Origin of the sequence: Collinsella sp. AF14-35, from assembly GCF_003464565.1 — a bacterium.
Lineage (GTDB): Bacteria > Actinomycetota > Coriobacteriia > Coriobacteriales > Coriobacteriaceae > Collinsella.
This window is the reverse complement of the sequence record NZ_QRZD01000003.1, coordinates 79,755-95,696: the sequence shown is the minus strand read 5'-3', so window position 1 is coordinate 95,696 and position 15,942 is coordinate 79,755. Positions and strand designations below refer to the sequence as shown.

Here is a 15,942-nt window from a genome sequence, read left to right as displayed (position 1 = left end):
CAAAGGAAAGCACTTAATGTGCTTTCCGTCTTGCGCAGGACTGTAGAGCAGGAAACTTCATATGCGGCCCTCCCGGGCGCAAACAAAAGGGCGACCCCTTAGGAGTCGCCCTTGCATGAGCTGCTTATGTACGGCTGTTACTCGGCGTCGTGGTGACGGCGGGGCTTGCGGCCTCCGTTGTCGCCGGGACGGCGCGGACGGTCGCTGCGCTCGGAGCGCTCGCGACGCGGACGCTCACGGCGCTGGAAGTGCTCGCCGTCGCCCTCGGAGGAACCCTCGGCGCGAGCCGGAGCCTCAGGCTTGTCAAGACGATCGAGCGAGATCTTGCCGCGATCATCGACCTCGATGACGACGACCTTGACCTCGTCGCCCACGTTGAGGACATCCTCGACCTTCTCCACGCGGCCCTTGGCAACGCGGGAGATGTGCAGCAGGCCGTCCTTACCGGGCAGCAGGTTGACAAAGGCGCCGAAGGGCTGGATGGAGACAACGCGACCGGTGTACTCCTCACCCGGCTCGGGAACCTTGATGATGAGCTTGATGCGCTCGACGGCCTGGTCGACGGACTCGCCGGTGCCACCGACAAAGACGGTGCCATCCTCCTGGATGTCAACCGAAGCGCCGGTCTCGTCCTGGATGCCGCGGATGACCTTACCGCCAGAACCGATGACGTCGCGGATCTTATCGGTCGGAACCTGGATGGAGACGATGCGCGGAGCGGTGCTGCGCGTGGTATGACGCGGCTCGGGGATCACATCGAGCATCTTCTGCAGGATGAAGGCGCGACCCTCCTTGGCCTGCTGCAGAGCGCGGGCCAGAATGTCGAAGGTAAGGCCAGTGGCCTTATTGTCCATCTGCAGAGCGGTAATGCCCTCGGTGGTGCCGGTGACCTTAAAGTCCATGTCGCCCAGGAAGTCCTCGAGACCCTGGATATCGGACAGGACCACGGTCTTGCCCTCCTCCTGGATCAGGCCCATGGCGATACCGGAGACCGGGCGTTTAATGGGCACGCCGCCGTCCATAAGGGCGAGCGTAGAGCCGCAGGTCGAAGCCATCGAAGAGGAGCCGTTGGACTCCATGACCTCGGAGACGACGCGGATCGCGTAGGGGAACTCGTTCTCGTCGGGGAGCACCGGAAGCAGGGCGCGCTCGGCCAGGTTGCCATGGCCGATCTCGCGGCGCTTGGGGCTGCCCATACGGCCGGTCTCGCCGGTGCAGAACGGCGGGAAGTTGTAGTGGTGCATGTAGCGCTTGCCCTCGGTGGGCTCGATGGTATCCAGACGCTGGCCCTCGTTGAGCATGCCGAGCGACAGGACGGAGAGCACCTGCGTCTGGCCGCGCTGGAACAGGCCGGAGCCGTGAACGAGCGGCAGGTAGTTGTCCTTCACCATGATGGGACGGATCTCATCGGCGGCACGACCGTCAACGCGCTCACCGGTCTCGACGACCATGGTGCGCATAGCCTTCTTCTCGAGCTTCTTGAGCGCCACGGGGATCTCGCGCTCCCAAGCGGCCTGCTCCTCCTCGGTGAACTCGGCACGGATGGACTCCTTCAGAGCCTCGACCTTGCCGATACGGGAGAGCTTGTCGGCGTCGCGAAGGGCGGCTGCCATCTCGTCGTAGTGGGCGAAGATGCGCTCCTGGACCTCCTCGACGGGCTGGTCGAGCGGGTACTCCTTCTTGACGATGGCGCCGTTGACCTGCTCCCACTCGGCGACAAACTCGTCCTGAGCCTGGCAGAAGGCAGCAAGGGCCTCCTGGCCAAACTTCATGGCGGCGAGCATGTCGTCCTCGGAGATCTCCTCGGCGCCGGCCTCGACCATCGAGATGAAGTCGGCGGAGCCACCCAGCTCCAGGTCCAGATCGGAGTTCTCGCGCTCCTCATAGGTGGGGTTGACGATAAACTCGCCGGTCTCCACGTTGCGGCCGATGCGCACGCAGGCAAGCGGGCCCTCGAAGGGCACGCCGCCGAGCGTCATGGCCAGGGAGGCACCCATGACGTTGATGACGTCGAAGGGGTTGACCTGGTCGGCGACGAGCGAGGTGGCGACAATGTGCACCTCGTTGCGGAAGCCGTCCGGGAAGCTCGGGCGAATCGGACGGTCAATCATGCGCGCGGTGAGCGTGGCCTTCTCGCTGGGACGGCCCTCACGCTTGAGGTAACCACCCGGGATGCGGCCGGCTGCGTACATCTTCTCGTTGAAGTCGACGGTCAGCGGGAAGAAGTCGTAGTTCTTGCGCTCCTTGGAGACAACCACGGTGTCGAGCATCGTGGTGTCGCCCTGCTTGACCAGGCAGGCGCCGGTGGCCTGCTTGGCAAGCTCGCCGGACTCAAAGGTGTAGGTCTTGCCGTACAGCTCAAAGGTCTTGGATACGAGTGTCATTGTTCTCCTTTACCCCACAGGCCCCTTGCCTGTGGGCTTCTCATGTGACGCGGGCCCCCTGCCCCCGCCACGCTTCAGAGCGTGATTGTTCGCGCCCTTACACAAAAAGAGCGCCCCGCTGCGCAGGACGCTCTTAGCATGTACAAATCCTTACTGGATGTTGTCGCGGATGCCCAGAGCCTTGATGAGCTCACGGTACTCGACGATGTCGTTCTTCTTGATGTAGGAGAGAAGACGACGACGACGGCCGACGAGCATGAGCAGGCCACGACGGGTGTGGAAGTCCTTCTGGTGGGACTTCATGTGCTCGGTCAGCTCCTTGATGCGCTCGGACAGGATGGCGACCTGAACCTTGGGGTTGCCGGTGTCGACCGGGGTGTTACCGAACTGGGCAGTCAGCTCAGCCTTGCGCTCTTTGGAAACAGTCATTGTTTCACCTTTCGTTTCTTGTCGCCCGCGGGCGACACTATTCGCCTCGGACTGGGAAGCCGTCGGTGGAGCGAGCATCCAAGGTCGAGGTACCAACAGGTCGGTATGTTACCACAAGCAGACCGCCCATGCGCATCATCACCGACCCAACATGAATTCCATCGCACGGAGGCGCTGGTCGGTGTGCGTCGCAGCCCACACATGCGAAAGCCCGAGCAAGAACGCCGCCGTATGCGGGTCGATTCGCTCGACCATGAGTGCATCGAAGGTCATGGACATGAGGGCGCGCAGCCACTCGACCTCACCGGTCGAAACCAGCTCGGCACCCGGAACGCTCGACGCGCACGAACCGCACATGAGCCCGCCCGCCTGGGGCGAAAAGTACGACAGCATGGGGTCTCCGCACAGCACGCAGGCCGAAAAATCGGGTCGATAGCCCACGTGCGACAGAAGTTTAAAGACAAAGGCCGCCACGAGCAGGTCCATATGTGCCGAGTCGAGCCCACAGCCGACAAGCGTGAGCGCCCGCTGCGTGATGGCAAAGGTAAACGGGTCCTCGGCGTCCTCGAATGAGCACACGCGCGCGACCTCGGCAATCGCGCTTGCGGCGCAGGTCGTCTCGTAATCGGGCGCGGCGCCAACCGGCGCTTCCAAAAGCTCGGCCTGAGAAACCACGTCGAGCGACCGTCCATGCGCAAGCAGCAGATCAACGGTACAGAACATCTCGCAGCGCGCAGCCAGGCGTCCGCCGGGTTTGCGGGCGCCCTTTGCCACGGCACGAACCTGCCGACCCCGCTCGTCAAGCATCGTCAGGATCAGGTCCGTCTCTTTGAGCTTCGTCTTATCGAGCACGAGCACTTTCGTGCGATATGTACGAGAACCTGCCATACGCGCCGCGTGTCCCTAATCCTCGGCGTTGTAGCCAAAACGGCGAATCTGAGCCTCGTCGTCGCGCCAACCGGCCTTGACCTTCACGTCCAACTCCAAAAAGACCTGCGTGCCAAAGATGCGCTCAAGATCGCGACGGGCGTCGATACCGATATGCTTGATCATCTCGCCGCCCTTGCCGATGATGATGCCCTTTTGGCCCTCACGCTCGACATAAATGGTGGCGTGCACACGCAGCACCTTCTTGGTCTGCTCGAGCGCATCGCAAATAACGCCAACGGAGTGCGGAATCTCATCACGGGTGCGGCGCAAGACCTTTTCGCGCACAAACTCGGCAACGAGCGTCTCGTCGGAAGCGTCGGTACCCATGTCCTCGGGGAACCAACGCGGACCCTCGGGCAAAAAGTGCGCAACGGTCTCGATGAAGGCATCGACGTTAAAGTTCTTGACCGACGACGTCACGATCTCGTCGTCATATTCCATAAGCTCGTGGGCGGCCTTAAGCTGCTCCATGACCTGTGCGGGGTCGGCTTCATCGGCCTTGGTGAGCACCAGGACCTTCTTGGAACGGGCATTCTTGACACGCTCGGCAACCCAGGCGTCTCCCCTGCCGATCGGTTTGGTGGCATCAATCAAAAACGCGACAACATCGACATCGTTCAGCTCGAACAGCGCGCTCTTGTTCAGCTCGGACCCTAGACCGTCCTTGGGCTTGTGGATACCCGGGGTATCGACAAAGACCAGCTGGTAGCCGGGGCGGTTGACGACGGCGCGCATGCGGCGGCGGGTCGTCTGGGCCACCGGCGAGGTGATGGCGACCTTTTTGCCATAGCAGGCGTTGAGCAGCGTTGACTTACCGGCGTTGGGGCGGCCGACCAAGGCCACGAAGCCACTGCGGAAACCGGGCTCAACGTCGCCAAAGCCCGCGAGGCTGTCGTCCTCATCGCACAGGGCGTCGAGCTCCTCGTCGCTCATGCCCTCAAACGGGTCGAACTCCTCGACTTCCTCATAGGCCTCGGTCGCCTTAGCATCCGGGGACTCGTCGTCCAAAATCTCATCGGTAGACTGCATATTGTCGGACATGGGAATCCCTTTCTAAATAAAGCCGAGCGCGTGGGCAAATACCAGCACGCCCACAATCGCGGCGGTGATGGAAAGAACGTATACCGAGGCGGCGGCGATGTCCTTCGCACGCTTGGCCAGCGGATGGAGCTCCTGGGTCGCTAGGTCGACGATAGCCTCCATAGCGGTGTTGCACAGCTCGCCGTGAATCACCAGGCCACAACAGATGATAATCGTGGCCCACTCGGCAATGTCGAGCCCCACGATGCAGCCGGCAATGACGGTGCACACGCCCGCTACGAGCATAACCTTAATGTTGCGCTCGGTCTTGACGGCGCTGACGAAGCCCTCCATGGCGTAGGAGAACGACTTTAAAAAGGACGGATGGTCCTTGTTCGATCCGGGAATCATAGACGGCTCCTAGTCGTGGGCATGGTTGGTGATGGGGCCGACGTGGACTAGCTTGGGGTCCTCGCCGCGCTCGAGCGCCAGATCGCGCAGGATGGCGTCCTCGCGGGCCTCCATGACCTCGGCCTCGTCGTCCTCGATGTGGTCATAGCCCAGCAGGTGCAGCATTCCGTGTACGAGCATCAGACGGCACTCATCAGCGGGACTATTGCCAAAACCGGGGGCCTGACGGGCAATAACCTGCGGGGCCAAGATAATATCGCCGAGCTCGAGCGTCTCATCGGCGGGAATGTCATCGTCAAAGGCCGAATCGCACTCAAACGAGAGCACATCGGTGGTGCGGTCGATACCGCGCCACTCGTGGTTGAGCTCGTGCATCTCGTCCTCGTCGACATACGAAAGGGAAATCTCAACTTCACGCTCAACGCCCTCGGCGGCAAGCACGACCTCGCAGATGTGCTCCACCTCTTGCGCGTCGAGCAGCATATCGAGCTCGGCATCGTTGCTGATCAATACACTCAACGGGACTCCTTTCGGTCGCGCGAACGCTGCTCACGCACGTCATCATAAGCATCATATGCCTCGACGATACGACCCACCAGGGCATGACGCACCACGTCGGCACGCTCGAGGTGAGAAAATGCCACATCGTCGACACGGCCCAAAATCTTCTCGACATCCGCCAAGCCGCCACGACGACCCACCAGGTCGCGCTGACTCAAGTCGCCGGTAATCACGAACTTGGAGTTGAAGCCCAGGCGCGTCAGGAACATCTTCATCTGCTCGGGCGTCGTGTTTTGTGCCTCATCGAGCACCACGAACGCATCGCTCAGCGTACGGCCGCGCATGTAGGCGAGCGGGGCGATCTCGATCACGCCACGTTCCATAAGCTCATCGGTGCGCTCGCGATCCATCATGTCAAAAAGGGCGTCGTAGAGCGGGCGCATGTACGGATCGATCTTTTCCTCGAGGGTACCGGGCAAAAAGCCCAGGTTCTCCCCCGCCTCGACAACCGGGCGCGTCAAGATTAGGCGACCCACCTCGTGACGCTTGAGCGCGGCAACGGCGAGCGCCATGGCCAGATAGGTCTTACCGGTACCGGCGGGACCCAGGCCAAACGTGATGGTATGCGAGCGGATGGCGTCGACATAGCGTTTTTGGCCGAGCGTCTTGGGACGAATAACGCGGCCGCGATACGACAGCAGCACGTCATCGCGCAGCGACGAGGCATCATGCTCTCCATCGCGCAGGACAGCCAAGCAACGCGAGACATCGTCGGCAGACAGCGTGCGTCCGGCAGCCGCCTCGCGAAAAGCATGCTCAAAAAAGCGCACCACGAGCTCGACCTCATCCGGGTCACCGCTCACGGCGATACTGTCGCCACGGGCGACCACGTGGGCGCGAACCAAGCTCTCGAGCGCACGAAGGACGCCGTCGCCGGCGCCCAAAACGCGCGAGGGATCAATCCCCTCGGGAACGGTAAGTCTAATCTTCGAGGCTTCCATGAACCTCCCTGCGCGCATGGACCAAGCCGGAATCATCGACTTCGATGATAGCAACATCGAGCAGGCACGGGGCTGTAAGTCCACAGGTATCGTCAAGACGGGCATGATGGAACGAGCCGAGCGTCAGGTTGTCACCATACTCGAGCACGGCGCGCTCAACGGTTCCCACGCGACGACGAGCATCGGCGATGGCGAGTTCCTGCGCCGCGGCCCGCATACGGCGGCTGCGCTCAGCCATAACCTCTGGCGGTACCTGGTCGGGCATATCGGCGGCAAGTGTGCCGGGACGCTTACTGTAGCGGAACACATGCATGCGCGAAAAGCCCACGCGACGGCATAGCGCCAGCGACTCCTCGAACTCCTCATCCGTCTCACCGGGAAAACCGACGATGACGTCGCACGAAAGGGACGCCTGAGGCAAGTTGGCGCGAATCATGCGCACCGTATCCTCAAACGCCTCGGCGCTATAGGGACGGCCCATGCGATGCAAGGTCGCCGTGCAGCCGGACTGCACGGGCAGGTGCAAAAACGGGGCGATACGCTGCGGATAGCGCGCCATAACCTTAAGCAGGCGCTCAGAGATATCCATGGGCTCGACCGAGGAAATGCGCACATGCGGAATAGACGTGCGCTCCATGATGGCCTCGAGCAGCTCATCGATTTCGACATGCTCGTCGGTCGCGCTCTTGCCATCGTAGGCACCCAGGTTCACACCGGTCAGCACCACCTCGGGCACGCCGGCCTCCTGGGCCTCGCGAACTTGCTCGAGCACGGACTCGACGGGCACGGAGCGCTCGGGGCCGCGTGCCTTCCACACAATGCAATAGGTGCAGCGATGGTTGCAGCCGTCCTGAATCTTCACGCCCGGGCGAGAGCGACCGAGCGCATCGACCACGTCGCCATCGCTACAGGCGGGCACGCTATCGGATTCAACACCCAGCACCTCGCAGACGCGCTCGGCGACGTCAATCTTGGACGGCTCGGCGATCACGCGATCAGAGAGCTCCAGCAGCTCCTCGGGATGCAGGTTGACGACGCAGCCGGTTACGACCACGTAAGGCTCGCCCGGATAGGCCAGCGCATGACGAACGGCCTTACGGGTCTTGGCCTCGGCCTCGCCCGTAACGGCACAGGTGTTAATGACGATCAGGTCGGCATCCTGGGGCTCCACCATAGCAAAACCCAGGCGCATAAGATCGGCAGTGATACGGTCAGACTCAACCCGGTTGACACGGCAGCCGAGGTTGACGACGGAAATATGGGGTGCGAGCACGCGGGCTCCTTAATCGAGGATATCGTCGAGGGCACTCTTGATACGGTCGGTCTCCGACTTCTTACCGGAAGCGACGTCATCGCCCATCTCATCGGCAAAAGCACGGAGCAGCTCGCGCTGCTTATTGGAAAGATTGGTGGGAACGACCACGCGCAGTTGCACGATCAAGCGGCCACGCGAACCGCCACCGCCAATGCGCGGCATTCCGTAATTATTGACGCTCACGGTGTCGCCGTACTGGGCGCCGGCGGGGACGCACACCTTAACGACCTCGTCGGGCATAATGCCCTCGACCTCGATCTCGCAGCCGAGCGCAGCCTGCGCAATCGAGATATCGCTCACCAGGTACAGGTCGTCACCGTTGCGCTTAAAGCGCTCATGGTCGGCAACGCGCACGTTGACAATCAAGTCGCCCGAAGGCTCGCCGCGAAGACCGGCCTCGCCAAAGCCGCTCACACGCAGCTGTCGACCGGTCGAAACGCCGGCGGGAATATCGATGTCAATCTTTTCATGCGAAGGCGTGCGGCCCTGACCATCGCAGGTCTCGCAGGGATGGTCGATAACCGTGCCCTCGCCATGGCAGTCGGGGCAAGGCGAGGAAGACTGAACCTGGCCCAAAAACGATCGCCGAACCGTCGTGACATAGCCCGTGCCGTGGCAGCGGCCGCACTGCTTTTCCTGTGCGCCCTCTGCCCTACCGGTGCCATTGCAGTCCTCGCAAGGAGCAAAGCGGTCATAGCTGATTGTCTTTTTGCAGCCGAGCGCCGCCTCCTCGAGCGTCACCGAAAGCGAGATGGCCATGTCACGACCGCGACGACGCTCGCGACGGCTGCGGGCGCCACCGCCGGCACCGCCGCCAAAAAACGACGAGAACAAGTCGTCCATGCCCATACCACCAAAGATATCGTTGATATCGACGTAGCCCGAACCACCAGGGCCGTCGGCAGTGCCGTAACGGTCGTAGTTAGCACGCTTCTGCTCATCGGAAAGAACGGAATAGGCCTCGTTGAGCTCCTTGAACTTGGCCTCGGCCTCGGGGTCGTCCGAAACGTCCGGGTGTACGGTACGGGCCTTCTTTAGAAACGCGCGCTTAATCGTCCGCGCGTCGGCATCCTTGTCGACGCCAAGTACCTCGTAGTAATCCCTATTTTCCGACACGACCGAATCCTTCCGACTTTCATTATTGTCACAGTGCGTCCTATACCCAAGCTGGGCCAACCGCAAACAGAGGGTTTGATGTTATTGCATTCCGTAAGGCGAAAGCATGGCCCGTTGCGAGCAGCTCGCGAACCAAACCGACACGAGCGCGAACATGAAGCCATTGGCAAAACCGTTGGCAAACTGCATCGCACCGCGCTTCCACCACAGCAGGCTGCGATGAAGCACGCCGTCCGAAAGCACCATGAACAGGCCCATGGTAAACGGAATAAAGCACATCACGGCAAAGGCCGAGAACACGCCCGAGATGGCCGAGAGTACCAAAAACGGCGCCACGATGCCCATCAGGTAAAAACCGGTACGAGCTTTGCCTTCCAAGCGCTCGGACTCGACATGGGCACGGCCGACTAGATCACCGCCAGCGGCACCGTTAGTGCCGGCGTGACCCATGCCGCTAATGCGGACCTCGTCGCCATCGTGCGTGCCGGCAGGAAACTCAATCGTCTGCTCGGAGGTTACGCGAGTACGACCGCTGCCACCGCAATCGGGGCAGGGGTCGGCCACGACCTTACCGGAACCGCCGCACTCGGGGCAGACCGACTGGAACGTGCCCGCACCAAACAGGAAGGACAAGTCGACGTCGATGTGCCCGCGGCCACCGCAGCTCGGGCAGGTATGGGCATGCTCGGAGGAGACAGAACCCGAGCCGCCGCAGTGACCACAGGTATCGAAGCGCGTATAGCGGACGGTCTTGCGGGCACCGTCCTTGGCCTCCTTGGCGTCCAGTTTGATATCGACGACCACGTTGGCGCCGTTCTCGGGATTGTAGGCAGCCTGGCCGCGACGCTGCTGGCCCCAGGCACCGCCAAAAGGAAAGCCGCCCTCAAAGGGATTGCCATAGCCCGTGTTGCCGGCATAGCCGCCACCATAGGGCGAAGCCGTAGGGGCACCGGCAAAGGGATTGCCAGAACGCATGGCATCGTAGCGCGCACGTTTTTGCTCATCCGAAAGCACGGCGTAGGCCTCGGAAACCTCTTTAAACTTTTCCTCGGCATCCGGCTCTTTGTTGACGTCCGGATGGAGCTTACGGGCCTTTTGCTGGAAGGCCTTTTGAATATCACGCGAGGTGGCGTCCTTGGAGACACCTAGAATCTCGTAGTAATCTTTTTCGTTCATCGTCGCCATGCGCGGCAACCTCCTGCTCACAGCAGCGTATATATTCCGGTAATTCTACCCGAGCGGCCTAAGCTAGATCCCAAAACAGCTCGAACAGAACATTTCCATCGAGCCAGCCCAGGTGTGTCGGTGCTAAACGAGCTCGAACATGGCCCGCGACGACATCTGCCGAAGCAAAGGGTCCCTCATGGACCCCGAGCGTCTCGGGCACCCAAGTGGCAAGACCCAATTCGAGCGCGCGATCACAAGCGGCTGTCAGCTCATCGGCCGGGATGACACGAGCCGCGCGAACCAACAGGTCGGACGCAATACCGCGCGTCATGCGACAAGCGAGCATCAGGTCTTCGGCCGCAGCCTCTCGCTGCGACAGGTATTCGGCCTCAAACGACGTCGCGTCATCGTCGCGCTGAACCAAACGCACACGGTACGCGTCGCCTCGAGCAGACACGCCGGGGAACAAACCTGCAAGACGGTCGAAATCCTCGTCGTCGAGCATGCCCGCGGCAGAACGACCCAGGCCCAGGTAGCCCTGTCCGGTCCAGTAGGCAATGTTATGGGCGCACTCATGGCCGTCGAGCGCGTAGCTCGCCACCTCATACGGATGATAGCCGGCCGCACCCAGGCGCTCACGCGCCGCGTCCATGCACGAAGCCTGAAAATCCTCATCGGGCTCGAGCGACTCGTCACGGCACGCCATGCGATAAAGGGGCGTCCCCTCCTCAAGCGTGAGCGGGTAGATCGACACATGATGCGGCGCCGCCGCCAGCACGCCATCGAGCGTGCTCCGCCAGCTTGCGGCCGTCTGCCCGGGAAGGCCGCACATCAGGTCGCACGACACATCGAGGCCAACTTCCTTCACCGTCGCGATAGCCGCAAGTGCCCGATTAGCATCGTGAATGCGGCCAATAGCAGCCAGCTCGGTATTGTCGAGGGTTTGCACGCCCAGAGAGATGCGCGTGACACCCGCCTCGGCAAGCGCGGTGGCGAGCTCGACGGTCAGCGACTCAGGATTGGCTTCGCAAGTAAATTCAACGGGCTTGCACCACATGGAGATACGACGGGCAAGTTTCACCAGGCGCTCCCCAGCCAGTGAGGGCGTGCCGCCGCCAATATAGACCGTGCGGACCTGCGCAAGCGCCCCGGCGTCGCCAAAGGAATCGAGGCGCGCATACAGCTGCTCAAAATAGGAATCGAGCGCAGCATCCAAATCACACAGAGCAAAGCTGCGCGAGTCAAAGTCGCAATAGCGGCATTTTTGAGCGCAAAACGGCACGTGCACGTACAGCGCGGTAACGGCCACCCTTAAGCCTCCAGCGGATGAGCGGGCACCGACTCACCGGCGGCAAGCGCGGCCTCGCAGGCCACCACATCGCGCTCGATATCATCGACCAGCGACATGAACTCCTCGTACGTAGAGCAACGCACCACCTGAGCGCGCCAGGCGGCGGCATGGGGCATGCCTTTTAAGTACCAGCTTGCGTACGTGCGGGCGCGCGACATGAGAGGCAAGAGCTCATGCGTCAGCGTTAGGTGCTCACGCAGAGCGTCCAAGCGCTCGACCGAGGAGCGAGAAGGAACCGGCATGCCATCGAGCGCAAGGGCGCGAGCATCGCCGAACACCCACGGATTGCCGTAGATGCCGCGCGCGATAAACACCGCGCTGGCACCCGAGCCGTGCAGATGCTCAGCAGCGTCCTCGGCCGAGAACACATCGCCCGAACCAATCACGGGAATCTCGACAGCGTCGGCAACCTCATCGACGACCGACCAATCGGCCTGGCCCGTGTAGAGCTGCGTGGCGCAACGACCATGCACGGCGACTGCGGCAGCCCCTGCGCCCTCAAGCATCTGGGCAAATGTCGCGGCATTGCGGTCCTCGGCATAAAAGCCCTTGCGAATCTTGACGGTCACGGGCACGTGCGCCGCGCCCACCGTGGCCTCGACGATCTTCTCGGCCAGGTCGGGCGTGCGCATGAGCGCCGAACCCTCGCCCTTGGTAACGACCTTGCGGGCGGGACATGCCATATTGATATCGATGAGCGACAGGCGATCGCCAACGCGCTCCTCGACGGCGGCGACGGCGCTCGCAAACTGATCGGGCTTGGAGCCAAAGAGCTGCACGCAAATCTGCTGCTCCTCGTCGGCCGGTAGCACCAGGCGCCACGTCTTATTACTGGCATAGGCAAGGCCTGCCACGCTCACCATCTCGCTGTAGGCAAGGTTGGCACCGCGGCGGCGACACATGATGCGATAGGCAGGGTCGGTCACGCCCGCCATGGGAGCCATAAGGAACGGCTGCTCGGCATAGGCGCCCAGCAGCCGCAGACTATATTCGGAAAGAGCCATAGACCTACTCGTCCACCTTGAGGATCGCCATAAAGGCCTCCTGCGGGACCTCGACCGATCCGATGGCCTTCATACGCTTCTTGCCCTCTTTCTGCTTCTCGAGCAGCTTGCGCTTACGCGAGATATCGCCGCCGTAGCACTTGGCAAGAACGTCCTTGCGACGCGCCTTGACGGTGGAACGGGCGATGATCTTGTTGCCGATAGCACCCTGGATGGGCACCTCGAACAGCTGACGCGGGATGATCTCCTTGAGCTTGTCGCACAGGCCACGGGCCAGGCCATATGCCTTGTCCTTATGGACGATAAACGACAGCGCGTCCACCTCGTCGCCCGAAAGCAGGATGTCGAGCTTGACGAGCTCGGAGGGACGATACTCGTTGAACTCGTAATCGAGCGAAGCATAGCCCTTGGTACGGCTCTTGAGTTGGTCAAAGAAGTCCAAGATGAGCTCGGCGAGCGGCATATCGAAGCGCATCTCGACCGATTTGCTCGTCAGGTGGATCATGTCGGTTGTGACGCCGCGGTGCTCGATGGCGAGCTGCATGACGGCACCCGTGTACTCAGGCGGACAGATGATCTTTGCCTTGAGGTAGGGTTCCTCGATACGTTCGATGCGCGTGGCCTCGGGAAGGTCCTGCGGACTGCGGACATCAATCATTTCGCCGTCGGTCTTGTAGACGTGATAGTCGACCGAGGGACTCGTGGCAATGAGGTCCAGGTTGAACTCGCGCTCCAGGCGTTCCTTGACGACTTCCATATGCAGCAGGCCCAGGAAGCCCACGCGGAAGCCGAAACCGAGCGCCACCGACGTCTCGGGCTCCCACACCAACGACGGATCGTTGACGTGCAGCTTATCGAGCGCGTCGCGCAGGTTCTCGTAGTCCTTGTTGTCGATCGGGAACAGGCCCGTGTAGACCATGGGCTTGGCCTCGCGGTAGCCCGGCAGAGGCTCGGGACAGGGGTTGGAAGCCCACGTAAGGGTATCGCCCACGCGAACGGCCTCGGGATCCTTCAAGCCCGTGACCACATATCCGACCTCGCCGACCGTCAGCGCGTCGACCGGGGTCTCGGCAGGACGCTTGACGCCCACGCCGTCGACCAAAAAGTCGCCCTTGGCCTGCATCATGCGCAGGGTATCGCCCTTTTTGATGGAACCATCAAAGACGCGCACCGTGGCGACGACGCCGCGGTACTCATCGAAGTACGAATCCAGAATAAGTGCCTTGAGAGGGGCATTTGCATCGCCCTTGGGAGGCGAGATCAAAAAGACGATGGACTCCAGCAGATCGTGGATGCCCTCACCGGTCTTGCCCGACACGCACACGGCATCGTCTGCGGGAATGGCCAGATCGTCTTCGATCTCGGTCTTAACCTCGTCGGGGTGCGCCGAGGGCAGGTCGATCTTGTTGATGGCCGGCACAATGTCCAGATTGGCGTTCATGGCGAGCGTCGCGTTGGAGACGGTCTGCGCCTCGACGCCCTGCGTGGCGTCGACAACGAGTACCGCGCCCTCACAGGCTGCCAGCGAGCGCGAGACCTCATAGGTAAAGTCCACGTGGCCCGGCGTATCGATCAGATTGAACTGATACGTCTCACCATCGTCGGCGTCATAGGAAACGCGGACGGCATTGGACTTGATCGTAATGCCGCGCTCGCGCTCGATATCCATGGTGTCGAGCAGCTGCGACTCCATGTCGCGTTCGTCGACGGTATGGGTGAGCTCGAGGATGCGGTCACTGATCGTGGACTTGCCATGGTCGATGTGCGCAACGATCGAGAAGTTGCGGATGTGGGAAATGTCAATTGAAGTATTCATGCGGACTATCTTACCCGAGCGGTACAAAAAATGGAGCCTGTTCCATAAAACAGGCTCCATTTATGCGCGTAATCTGTGTGGTGTGAAATTTACAACTTAGGCGTTGATGCTGTTCACGAGCTTGGCAAGACCGGACTTGCGGTTGGAAGCCTGGTTCTTGTGGATAACATGCTTGGCGGCAGCCATGTCGAGACGCTTCGTGACGGTCTTGAGGGCAGCCTGGGCCTTCTCGGCGTCGCCCTCGGCGACGGCGGACTGGACGTGCTTGGTCAGCGTCTTGAGCTCGGACTTGACAGCCTTGTTACGCATGCGAGCTGCCTCATTGGTGCGGATACGCTTCTTCTGAGACTTGATGTTTGCCACTTCTGGAGTTCCTTTCGAGTTCCTTGCAAAAAATGTATGACACCTCTGAGACACGGTGAGGTCATGCAAGCGCCTACTATAGCACGCTCCCTCTCAAAGGGATAGAACGAATTTGTCAAATAGGCAGGTATCATCACGATTTTCTCAAGATGTTCGTAATCCAGAGCAAAAGCGCGGTCTCGGAATCTGCCGAACCCTTGAGCGCGAGCTCCACATCAACGGCACCCTCGAGCGCTGCGACGAGCTCGGTCATCGAAAAACGACGCGCCCAGGTAAGGTGATTCTTGACCTGGCAGGACTGGAGCTTGAGCGTTGCGGCCAGCTCGCGACCCTGTCCGCGCGCATCAAGCGCCTTGGCGACGATCAGCTCACGGATGCGACCGCACAGCAATGTGTAAGTCCACACGTAGCTCTTGGAGGGCAGGAGCTTAAAGAGCTCAAGCGAACGCCGCATATCGCGAGCCGAGACGGCGTTGAGGAAGTCCCAGGGTTGGACCTCGGCCGTACGTACAATCCAGCGCTCAACATCGGCAAGTTCAATCTGGGGCGACTCGACCATCTGGGCAAGCTTAGCCAAGTCGTTATCGAGCATGCGCGTGTTTTCGCCCGAACGCGAGACGAGCTCCTCGGCGGCCGCCGTCGAAATCGACTTACCGCGCTGCGTCGCCATCTGCTGAACACGGCGCGGCAGTTCCCAGCGCTTGGTACCCGAGCAATCGACGATAGCCTTCTTGTCGATCTTGGCGATTGCCTTATACAGGCGCGCATTCTTGGCAAGTGAGTCGGCGATGATGAGGCAGACCGTTGTGGGGCTGGGACTCGCCAGATACCCAACGAGCGGCTCCGAGACCGCCTTGGCGAGCTTTGAGCAGCCATCGAGGATTACCAGACGAAACTCACTGCCCATGGGAAAGGTGTTAAGCGATCCGATAATGGACTCGATATCGGGGTCCTTGGTCATGTCGCGCTCGTCGAGGTTGAACTCGACCATGCCCGACTTTTCCAGACGCGCTTTCATACGCGAGACGGCGTGATCGCGCTTGACTCCGTCGGTACCGACGATCAGATATGCCGGCAGCAGACCGGTTTCGGACATTGCGCTCCCCTCCCGCAGGCCTTCGCATTCGTTCCGTG

At 61.3% G+C, this 15,942-nt stretch carries 15 protein-coding genes; all 15 read right to left on the bottom strand.

Features of this window, described 5'->3' with window-relative positions; translation table 11 throughout:
- Positions 1-137: 137 nt before the first annotated feature.
- The 15 genes from DWW12_RS02030 to holA all read right to left on the bottom strand — a co-directional run bounded on the left by DWW12_RS02030 (position 138) and on the right by holA (position 15,904).
- Positions 138-2,384 carry a polyribonucleotide nucleotidyltransferase gene (locus tag DWW12_RS02030; RefSeq protein ID WP_089573382.1) on the bottom strand — a complete coding sequence of 749 codons (2,247 nt, stop codon included), beginning with the start codon at positions 2,382-2,384 and terminating at the stop codon, positions 138-140.
- Between the two features lie 150 nt (positions 2,385-2,534).
- The gene (rpsO, locus tag DWW12_RS02025) at positions 2,535-2,813 is read right to left on the bottom strand and encodes a 30S ribosomal protein S15 (RefSeq protein ID WP_035138510.1); all 279 of its coding nucleotides are present in this window, start codon (positions 2,811-2,813) and stop codon (positions 2,535-2,537) included.
- A 138-nt stretch (positions 2,814-2,951) separates the two neighbouring features.
- Positions 2,952-3,701: a DNA repair protein RecO gene (gene recO / locus DWW12_RS02020; RefSeq protein ID WP_089573383.1), complete on the bottom strand. Its 750-nt coding sequence runs from the start codon at positions 3,699-3,701 to the stop codon at positions 2,952-2,954.
- A 15-nt stretch (positions 3,702-3,716) separates the two neighbouring features.
- Entirely contained in the window at positions 3,717-4,784 is a 1,068-nt protein-coding gene (gene era / locus DWW12_RS02015; RefSeq protein ID WP_187362360.1) for a GTPase Era, read from the bottom strand.
- Between the two features lie 12 nt (positions 4,785-4,796).
- Positions 4,797-5,174 carry a diacylglycerol kinase family protein gene (locus tag DWW12_RS02010; protein ID WP_089573384.1) on the bottom strand — a complete coding sequence of 126 codons (378 nt, stop codon included), beginning with the start codon at positions 5,172-5,174 and terminating at the stop codon, positions 4,797-4,799.
- Positions 5,175-5,183: 9 nt separating this feature from the next.
- Positions 5,184-5,693, bottom strand: a complete 510-nt coding sequence (gene ybeY / locus DWW12_RS02005; RefSeq protein WP_089573385.1) for an rRNA maturation RNase YbeY — start codon at positions 5,691-5,693, stop codon at positions 5,184-5,186.
- The gene (locus tag DWW12_RS02000; RefSeq protein WP_089573386.1) at positions 5,690-6,676 is read right to left on the bottom strand and encodes a PhoH family protein; all 987 of its coding nucleotides are present in this window, start codon (positions 6,674-6,676) and stop codon (positions 5,690-5,692) included. The genes ybeY and DWW12_RS02000 overlap by 4 nt, the downstream gene beginning before the upstream one ends.
- Positions 6,657-7,949 (bottom strand): MiaB/RimO family radical SAM methylthiotransferase, encoded by a 1,293-nt coding sequence (locus DWW12_RS01995; protein ID WP_117854734.1) that lies wholly within the window; start codon positions 7,947-7,949, stop codon positions 6,657-6,659. The genes DWW12_RS02000 and DWW12_RS01995 overlap by 20 nt, the downstream gene beginning before the upstream one ends.
- Positions 7,950-7,958: 9 nt before the next feature.
- Positions 7,959-9,107 (bottom strand): molecular chaperone DnaJ, encoded by a 1,149-nt coding sequence (gene dnaJ / locus DWW12_RS01990; RefSeq protein WP_117854732.1) that lies wholly within the window; start codon positions 9,105-9,107, stop codon positions 7,959-7,961.
- Positions 9,108-9,188: 81 nt separating this feature from the next.
- Positions 9,189-10,292 (bottom strand): DnaJ domain-containing protein, encoded by a 1,104-nt coding sequence (locus DWW12_RS01985; RefSeq protein WP_187362361.1) that lies wholly within the window; start codon positions 10,290-10,292, stop codon positions 9,189-9,191.
- A gap of 58 nt (positions 10,293-10,350) precedes the next feature.
- A complete protein-coding gene (gene hemW / locus DWW12_RS01980; protein WP_117854730.1) occupies positions 10,351-11,583 on the bottom strand; it encodes a radical SAM family heme chaperone HemW in 1,233 nt (410 codons plus the stop codon).
- 2 nt (positions 11,584-11,585) lie between these two features.
- A complete protein-coding gene (dusB, locus tag DWW12_RS01975; protein ID WP_117854729.1) occupies positions 11,586-12,629 on the bottom strand; it encodes a tRNA dihydrouridine synthase DusB in 1,044 nt (347 codons plus the stop codon).
- Positions 12,630-12,633: 4 nt separating this feature from the next.
- A complete protein-coding gene (gene lepA, locus DWW12_RS01970) occupies positions 12,634-14,445 on the bottom strand; it encodes a translation elongation factor 4 (RefSeq protein ID WP_040359843.1) in 1,812 nt (603 codons plus the stop codon).
- Positions 14,446-14,541: 96 nt separating this feature from the next.
- The gene (gene rpsT / locus DWW12_RS01965; protein WP_022094714.1) at positions 14,542-14,808 is read right to left on the bottom strand and encodes a 30S ribosomal protein S20; all 267 of its coding nucleotides are present in this window, start codon (positions 14,806-14,808) and stop codon (positions 14,542-14,544) included.
- 133 nt (positions 14,809-14,941) lie between these two features.
- Positions 14,942-15,904 (bottom strand): DNA polymerase III subunit delta, encoded by a 963-nt coding sequence (gene holA, locus DWW12_RS01960; protein ID WP_117854727.1) that lies wholly within the window; start codon positions 15,902-15,904, stop codon positions 14,942-14,944.
- Positions 15,905-15,942 lie beyond the last annotated feature (38 nt).

Excerpts from the sequence above, each read along its gene's own strand:
- recO (WP_089573383.1), bottom strand. The coding sequence starts at position 3,701 with ATGGCAGGTTCTCGTACATATCGCACGAAAGTGCTCGTGCTCGATAAG.
- DWW12_RS02010 (WP_089573384.1), bottom strand. The coding sequence starts at position 5,174 with ATGATTCCCGGATCGAACAAGGACCATCCGTCCTTTTTAAAGTCGTTC.
- holA (WP_117854727.1), bottom strand. The coding sequence starts at position 15,904 with ATGTCCGAAACCGGTCTGCTGCCGGCATATCTGATCGTCGGTACCGAC.
- rpsO (WP_035138510.1), bottom strand. The coding sequence starts at position 2,813 with ATGACTGTTTCCAAAGAGCGCAAGGCTGAGCTGACTGCCCAGTTCGGT.
- lepA (WP_040359843.1), bottom strand. The coding sequence starts at position 14,445 with ATGAATACTTCAATTGACATTTCCCACATCCGCAACTTCTCGATCGTT.
- DWW12_RS02000 (WP_089573386.1), bottom strand. The coding sequence starts at position 6,676 with ATGGAAGCCTCGAAGATTAGACTTACCGTTCCCGAGGGGATTGATCCC.
- era (WP_187362360.1), bottom strand. The coding sequence starts at position 4,784 with ATGTCCGACAATATGCAGTCTACCGATGAGATTTTGGACGACGAGTCC.
- DWW12_RS02030 (WP_089573382.1), bottom strand. The coding sequence starts at position 2,384 with ATGACACTCGTATCCAAGACCTTTGAGCTGTACGGCAAGACCTACACC.
- DWW12_RS01985 (WP_187362361.1), bottom strand. The coding sequence starts at position 10,292 with ATGGCGACGATGAACGAAAAAGATTACTACGAGATTCTAGGTGTCTCC.
- dusB (WP_117854729.1), bottom strand. The coding sequence starts at position 12,629 with ATGGCTCTTTCCGAATATAGTCTGCGGCTGCTGGGCGCCTATGCCGAG.